The 623-nt window shown below is 47.2% G+C and carries 1 protein-coding gene; it reads right to left on the reverse strand.

Translation table 11 applies throughout. From position 1 onward, the window contains the following. Positions 1-623: aminotransferase class I/II-fold pyridoxal phosphate-dependent enzyme (locus R7R78_RS27440; protein ID WP_225474772.1), on the reverse strand; the 623-nt coding region annotated here is incomplete at both ends.

Here is a 623-nt window from a genome sequence, read left to right on the forward strand (position 1 = left end):
TCCACACCTTCTTCTTTCAGAGTTGCTACGAACAGCTCGCGCATCTCTTGAATACGGTCACGCATTTCTTGTACTTCCGCTTCCCATTCAGCACGCAGTTCTTCGTTGTTTAGAATATGAGTAACAACAGCACTACCGTGAGCTGGTGGGTTAGAGTAGATAGAGCGGATGATCGCTTTTACTTGAGAGAATGCTGTTGTTGCCACTTCTTCAGATTCAGCAACAAGCGTGAATGCGCCTACACGTTCATTGTATAGGCCGAAGTTTTTCGAGAACGAGCTCGCAACGAGAATTTCTTTGTTGTATTTCGCGAAAGTACGTAGGCCAGCTGCGTCTTCTTCTACACCCTTAGCAAAGCCCTGGTATGCAAAGTCGAACAGAGGAAGCAGTTTCTTCTCAGCAATCAGCTTCGCTAGTGTTTCCCATTCTTCAGCAGTTGGATCGATGCCGGTTGGGTTGTGGCAGCAGCCGTGTAGAAGAACGATGTCACCTTCAGATGCAGCTTGAAGATCGTTTAGCATTGCATCGAAGTCTTTGTCTTTAGTTTCTGCGTTGTAGTAAGTGTATTGAGCCGTTTCTAGACCTGCAGCGGTAAACACGCCGTTGTGGTTTGCCCAAGTTGG

The organism is Vibrio sp. 2134-1 (assembly GCF_033339495.1).